Here is a 6,663-nt window from a genome sequence, read left to right as displayed (position 1 = left end):
CCAGCTTTCGGGCTATTTGGAATAAACAAAGTAACCCACCTTGCTTGATCTATTACTCGGCAGAAAGTAATGGATGTAGTTTGTTTCACGACTATATTTGATATCAGGAACAAGTAGTCCTATTCTACAGAATAGAGCCCTTCCATTTAACCAAAAGTAACTGAAGCCTATACCAAATGTCAGGTATATCAAGTTTTAGAAGCAAATAGTTATCTTCACGTATAATCGGGATTTACTAGATGCTTCCTCTCCTCTCTGGAACTGCTATTGCTGCAGTTATTTTAGTTTTTATACATTTCTTTGGGTTAAGGCTCAGGCAAAGGCTTGACTTCTCTCATATACAGTTTCTGAATGCTTTGATCTCACGAACTAAGTCTGTTCGGAAGATCAATAACTACCTGCTTCTATTCCTTAGGCTTCTTTTTGTGGCAGCGGCATTGTCTGCTGTCCTGTTATTCCTGAACCAGCTAAAGAACAACAGTTCCATTTCAGATAGCAATGCGGTGGTGCTGAGGGATACTTCCTGGAGTATGCAGAGTCCTTCCACAAAAAACGGAATCTCCAAAGCCGACTTATCTTTAAATATTGTTTCGGATGTTGTTCAAAGTCTACCTTCTTCTAACAGAGAAGACAGTGTTGCTCAAGCAGGAACTAGCGTGTCTTTTTACAATCCAGAGGAAGGGATTGACAGAGTAGGGAGTCAGCGGCGAAGCGGACAAACGTATTTCTTGTCTGATTTTCAGAAATCGACCTTTACTCCGGATGTATTAAAGAGCTTACCAAAAGATCAGGCAATTACGTTGGTTTCCCTACCATCTGGTGGTGCTTCTAATTTATTTATTGATTCGGTTTGGCTAGAGCAACCTGTTCTCATGCCGAATTCATTGGCGGGCATCTCTGTCCGGGTAGCGGGTAGTAATCTGAGTGAAAGCAGCCAAGTAAAAGTATCGGCGGCAGAAGGTGGGCAGTTGGTGGGGGCTACGCAAGTGCTGCTGGAGCCCGGTCAAAAAGCTACAGCGCACTTTAAGATTTCCCTTAACAGGAATGAAGCCAAAGAAATCACGTTTGAAGTAGAAGACCCGGTAACGACTTTTGATAATCAGTATTTCATTGTGCTGCCAAAACCTTCGGCTATTCAGATAAGAATGAGTAGGGGGCAGTTACAGAATGACCCAATTATACAGGCGTACAAAGCCGAACCAGCATTTATTTTCCCAGAAAGAGTACAGGCTGCCAATAGTCTATGGGTATTGGATATTCCGGCTAGAGGCACATCTTCTTTGAGCAATGAAGTGAAAGCTTGGCTGCAAGGCGGGAATTCAGTCGTGCTTATTCCTACGGAGCAAACGCAACAATCCACAATTGACTTTCTTTCCAGCATCGGGTTCCGGGGCGTAAGTGTGGAAAATCAGGAACTAGGCGCGAAGCCTCTGAGGCAACCAGATTTATCAGATGCGTTTTTCGGGCAGATTTTCGAAAAAGAGGTTAAGAACATGAAAATGCCAGAAGCCAAACCGGTTTTAACCTGGCGAAGCTCGTTTCATACAATTCTCAAGTTCACAGATAATTCTCCCTTTCTAAGTACTTTCAAAGTAGGGGAAGGCAATGTTCATTTGTTTGCTTCTCCTATTAACCATGCGTCGGCCTTTGTAGCGCACCCCTTGTTTGTTCCAGTCATGTATCAGTTGGCGTTATCTTCCAACGCGGGCAAATCAATTTTATCACATCAGCCTAACAGTGGCAACATCAGCATTCCGCTGGAAAATGAAGCGGTTTCTAAACAGCCTTACTCCTTGGTACTGGGGCAACAATCCTTTATTCCTGACCAACGCGTTAGGCAGGACCAACTTTATATGAGTCTTCCTGATGAAGTGAATAAGCCTGGGTTCTACAAGTTAATGCGGGAGGGCAAAGTAGTTTCCACTATTGCCATGAACATACCCAGAGCCGAATCAAGATTAGAGGGTTATTCAGTAGATGAACTGAAGGCATTGTTGGCAGATCATGGAAAGAACATCCAGGTACTGGAGCCCGAGAAAAGCATTTCACTGCAAAAACAACTGCAAAAGGAATCAAGCGGCCCCTCCCTTTGGAAATATTGCCTAATATTGTGTTTTCTGTGCCTCGTGCTAGAGGCAGTCATTTTAAGCACTAAAAGAAGTGGATCTCTTATTTAAAGCGGTTACTATAGTTGATGCGTCTTCTGCGCTGAACGGCCAGACAGTAGATATTCTCCTGAGAGAAGGCCGTATTCAACAAATAGCTCCTTCCATTGCTGAGGCAAACGCACAAATTATTCCGTGTCAGGGCTTGCATTGCTCTATTGGTTGGTTTGACTTGATTGCCTTCAGCGGAGAACCCGGGTATGAGCATAGGGAAACGCTGGACAATTTTACAAGAGCGGCGGCCTACGGGGGATTTACCGAGGTGGCGTGCTTGCCTAACCTAAACCCTATTACCCAGACCCGCGCTTCTATTGCGTTTTTCAAAAACAACCCTGCAAACGGCTTCGTTCGGTTGCATCCCTTGGCCGCGGTCACCCATGACTTGGACGGCAAAGACTTATCTGAGATTCTGGACCTGAAAGCGGCAGGCGCTATCGCCTTCACAGACGGTACTGTTTCATTGCAGGCCGAAGATTCTGTGCTGAAAGCGCTGGAATACCTGAAGCTTTTCGGGGGAGTTTTGATAAATCGGCCTGAAAACAAGAAGATAGCCACCGGCGGACAAATGCACGAAGGAACCGCTAGTACGCGGCTAGGCCTCAAAGGAATTCCGGCTATTGCCGAAGAAGTGCAAGTGTCCCGGGATTTACAGTTGCTGACCTACGTAGGCGGAAGGCTGCATTTCACGCAATTATCTACGGCCGCAGGTGTCAGTTTAGTGCGGGAAGCCAAAAAACAGGGCCTAAACGTGACCTGTGATGTGGCCGCCCACCAATGCGCCTTTACAGATGAGCAGATGGAGCCTTTCCACACCAATCATAAAGTGAATCCGCCGTTCAGAAGCGAGGCAGACCGCCTGGCTATCTTGGAAGGATTGCAGGACGGAACCATTGATACACTTGTGTCTGCCCACATGCCCTGGGACGAAGAAGCAAAAGAACTGGAGTTTGACTTAGCCGAAGCGGGCATTATAGGTTTGCAGACGGCGTATGCCATCGCCAATGAAACACTAGCTTCCCATTTGTCTAGCCAGGATTTGGTGCAGAAACTGGCGGTGAACTCCAGAAAGATCGTAGACTTACCCGTTCCTTCCTTGTCTGAAGGCACCACAGCCAACCTTACGTTTTTCCATCCGGCCAAAACGTGGGTGTTTACGGAAAACCTGAACGCCTCTGCGGCTAAGAACAGCCCGTTCCTGGGGCGCAAATTAAAAGGATGTGTGTTTGGCACGTACCTCAATGGGCAATTGACGCTTAACCCAGCCTTCCAAAATTAGAGAGAACCATCATGTTTGACAGAGCTGTTGTAAATACTGCCATTAGATATGGCGTTACCGGGGGGATTGTAAGCTTTGCTTTTGTGGTCATTCTCGCCTTATTGGGGTTTGAGAATCCGTATGATACTACCAGCGAGTATTCCTCTACTCTGGTTTTTGTCTCGATTTTCATTTTTCTAGCCATAAAATACTTTAAGAAATTCCATGATGCTGAACTAGGTTTCGGGAAGGCTTTCAAGGTGGGGCTGCTTACGGTCTTCTTTCTGGCTTTCACCTTCGCCCTGCTCATGTGCATCTATTCCATTTTCGCGGGCGAAGAAATGATCAAAGAATATATTATATTGAGTCAGAAACGGATGGAGTTAACCAAACAGGAGTTAACGCAGGTGATGGGGGAAGTAAATTACAGGAACGCTTACCAGAACTTAAACCGGCTGAATGCTTACACGCTGGCGCAAATCAGTTTTGTGAATAGGATGGTAACGGGTTTCTTTATCAGTATCGTTTTAGGCGTCTTTTTTAGAAAATAACTCACAAACTAAACCCAACTCACCATGAATGAACAAACCGTTACTCCAAGCTCCGTAGGTGTTCGCTACGGCATTATGACCGGCTTTGCCTCCATTATCTTCAGCCTTGTGCTTTACCTCACCGGGTTGCATACAAATAAAATGGTGTCTTATCTGGGCATGATTATTCCTATTGTAGGGATTATCATGGCTTACAATTATTTCAAAAAGGAGAATAATAGCTTTATGTCTTATGGCCAAGGCTTGGGAGTAGGTACCATTTTATCGGCTGTTTCTGGTGTTCTAAGCGGAATCTTTACGTACATCTACCTGAAATTTGTGGATTCCAATATCATCCAGCAAATCAGGAATACGTCTATTGAGGAGATGGAGAACAAAGGAATGAGTGATGAGCAAATTGAGCAAGCCACCAGCATGACTGAGAAATTCACCACTCCAGAAATGATGTTTGTCTTTGGTGTACTTGGGGCCATTCTTATGGGCTTCCTTTTTTCGTTAATCATTGCGGCTATCATGAAGAGAAACCGTCCAGAGTTTGAGTAAGAATTTTCATGCAGGAAGGCGTAGATATTTCAGTGGTAATACCACTTCTTAACGAGGCAGAGTCTCTGCCAGAACTTACCCAATGGATAAACCGTGTGATGGTATCGCACGGTTTTCTTTATGAAGTTATCTTGATTGATGACGGCAGCACAGATACGTCCTGGAAAGTGATTCAGGAATTGTCTTTGCAAAACCCAAATCTCAAGGGCATTCGGTTCAACCGGAACTACGGGAAATCTGCGGCTCTCAATGTTGGCTTCAGAGAAACCCAGGGAAGAGTGGTCATCACCATGGATGCTGACCTACAGGACAGTCCAGACGAGATTCCGGATCTTTACCGCATGATTGTGGAAGAGGAGTACGATCTGGTTTCCGGGTGGAAAAAGAAGCGTTATGATCCGTTGAGCAAAACGCTTCCCACCAAACTGTTCAACGCCGCTACCCGCAAGATCTCCAAAATAAAACTCCATGATTTCAACTGCGGACTCAAAGCCTATGATGCGCGCGTGGTGAAAAGCATTGAAGTGTACGGCGAGATGCACCGCTACATCCCGGTGATTGCGAAATGGAACGGTTTTGGGAAAATAGGCGAGAAAGTAGTACAGCACCGTGAGCGGAAATACGGCACCACCAAATTCGGTTTAGAGCGTTTCGTGTACGGTTTCTTGGATTTGATGTCTATCACGTTTGTCTCCAAATTTCGGAAGCGCCCCATGCACTTCTTCGGGAGTTTGGGTACTCTCTCGTTTTTAATCGGTTTCCTGATTACCTCTTGGCTAGTGATAGAAAAAGTATACCGGTCTTTTCAAAACCAGACGGTGAGAGATGTCACAGACCAGCCTCTTTTCTTTTTAGCCTTAGTAGCCGTTATAGTGGGCGTGCAGTTATTCTTAGCTGGCTTTCTGGCCGAAATGGTTTCCTTATCAGGTAGAAGAAAGGATGAATACCTGATCAGGGATAATATCGGGTTTTAAGTTATGGCATACATTGTTCTTGTGGGACCGGCTTATCCCTTTAGAGGAGGGATAGCCGCTTCCACTGAAAGCTTGGCCCGTACCTGGCAGCAGATGGGGCACCAGGTTGAAATCTACACCTTCACCACGCAGTATCCAGCCATTCTCTTTCCAGGTAAGTCTCAATTAGTAGACGGGCCTCCGCCTCAGGATCTGACTATCCACCAGGAATTAAGCTCCATCAATCCCTTCACTTGGGTTCGTCTCGGCTACAAGATCAGGAAAAAGAAACCCGATGTAGTTTTGTTCAGGTATTGGCTCCCTTTCATGAGTCCCAGTTTAGGGACAGTTGCCAGAATCATCAAGGGAAACAAGCACACGAAAGTAGTAGCCCTCACCGATAACATAGTGCCCCATGAAAAGCGGCCCGGCGACAGAGCACTCACCCAGTTCTTTGTAGATGCTTGTGATGCTTTTGTTACCATGTCTGCTACCGTACAGGAAGAACTAAAGCAATTCAATAAAACCAAACCCTTCGCGTGTCAGGGGCATCCCATCTATGACACCTATGGGCAGAAAGTAGATAGAGCAAAAGCATTAAGAGAGTTGGGCTTAACCGAAGGAAAGTACATCTTATTCTTTGGCTTCATCAGGCACTACAAAGGCTTAGACATCTTGTTGCAAGCCATGCAAGACCCTAGACTTCAGGAAAGAGACATCAAACTGATTGTAGCAGGTGAATTCTATGAGTCTCCAGACCTATATACCCAACTCGTAAAGGAAGGCGAGTTACAGAACAGAGTAATACTAGCCACCCAATACATTCCCCATGAAAAGGTGAGAGACTACTTTTCTGTGGCAGATTTAGTGGTGCAACCCTATAGGCATGCCTCCCAAAGCGGAGTTACCCAGATAGCCTATCACTTTGAAGTACCCATGATTGTCACAAATGTGGGTGGTCTAAGCGAAATGATACCAGACCAGAAAGTAGGGTACGTAGTAGAGGTTGATCCAAACGCAATTGCAGGTGCTATAGATAGATTCTATAAGGAGGATAAAGCGTCAGATATGGTTCTGAACATAAAGGAAGAAAAGCAAAAGTATACTTGGGAGGCATTGGCCGATGCTATTATAGATGTAGCTGGTATATAAGAAAGGTTTTCTCTGTTAAGAATCTATATACAAGATGGAACTCT

Annotated in this window: 6 protein-coding genes; all 6 read left to right on the top strand. The window is 45.3% G+C overall.

Features of this window, described 5'->3' with window-relative positions:
- The first annotated feature begins 239 nt into the window (after positions 1-239).
- From ACY0JR_RS21125 to ACY0JR_RS21100, 6 genes are read left to right on the top strand one after another with little or no spacing between them, the layout of a single operon-like run.
- A complete protein-coding gene (locus ACY0JR_RS21125) occupies positions 240-2,177 on the top strand; it encodes a BatA domain-containing protein (protein WP_462636160.1) in 1,938 nt (645 codons plus the stop codon).
- Positions 2,161-3,441, top strand: coding sequence for a dihydroorotase (locus ACY0JR_RS21120; protein WP_462636159.1), 1,281 nt, complete (start codon positions 2,161-2,163; stop codon positions 3,439-3,441). Before ACY0JR_RS21125 ends, ACY0JR_RS21120 begins: the two co-directional genes overlap by 17 nt.
- 11 nt (positions 3,442-3,452) lie before the next feature.
- On the top strand, positions 3,453-3,971 hold the full coding sequence (locus ACY0JR_RS21115; protein WP_462636158.1) for a DUF4199 domain-containing protein: 519 nt from the start codon (positions 3,453-3,455) through the stop codon (positions 3,969-3,971).
- A 24-nt stretch (positions 3,972-3,995) separates the two neighbouring features.
- Positions 3,996-4,514, top strand: coding sequence for a DUF4199 domain-containing protein (locus ACY0JR_RS21110; protein ID WP_462636157.1), 519 nt, complete (start codon positions 3,996-3,998; stop codon positions 4,512-4,514).
- An 8-nt stretch (positions 4,515-4,522) separates the two neighbouring features.
- Positions 4,523-5,488 (top strand): glycosyltransferase family 2 protein, encoded by a 966-nt coding sequence (locus ACY0JR_RS21105; RefSeq protein ID WP_462636156.1) that lies wholly within the window; start codon positions 4,523-4,525, stop codon positions 5,486-5,488.
- Positions 5,489-5,491: 3 nt separating this feature from the next.
- A complete protein-coding gene (locus ACY0JR_RS21100) occupies positions 5,492-6,619 on the top strand; it encodes a glycosyltransferase (RefSeq protein ID WP_462636155.1) in 1,128 nt (375 codons plus the stop codon).
- The last annotated feature ends 44 nt before the right edge of the window (positions 6,620-6,663 follow it).

This window comes from Rufibacter sp. JT3400010 (genome assembly GCF_054956755.1).
This window is presented reverse-complemented; position numbering and strand designations above follow the sequence as displayed.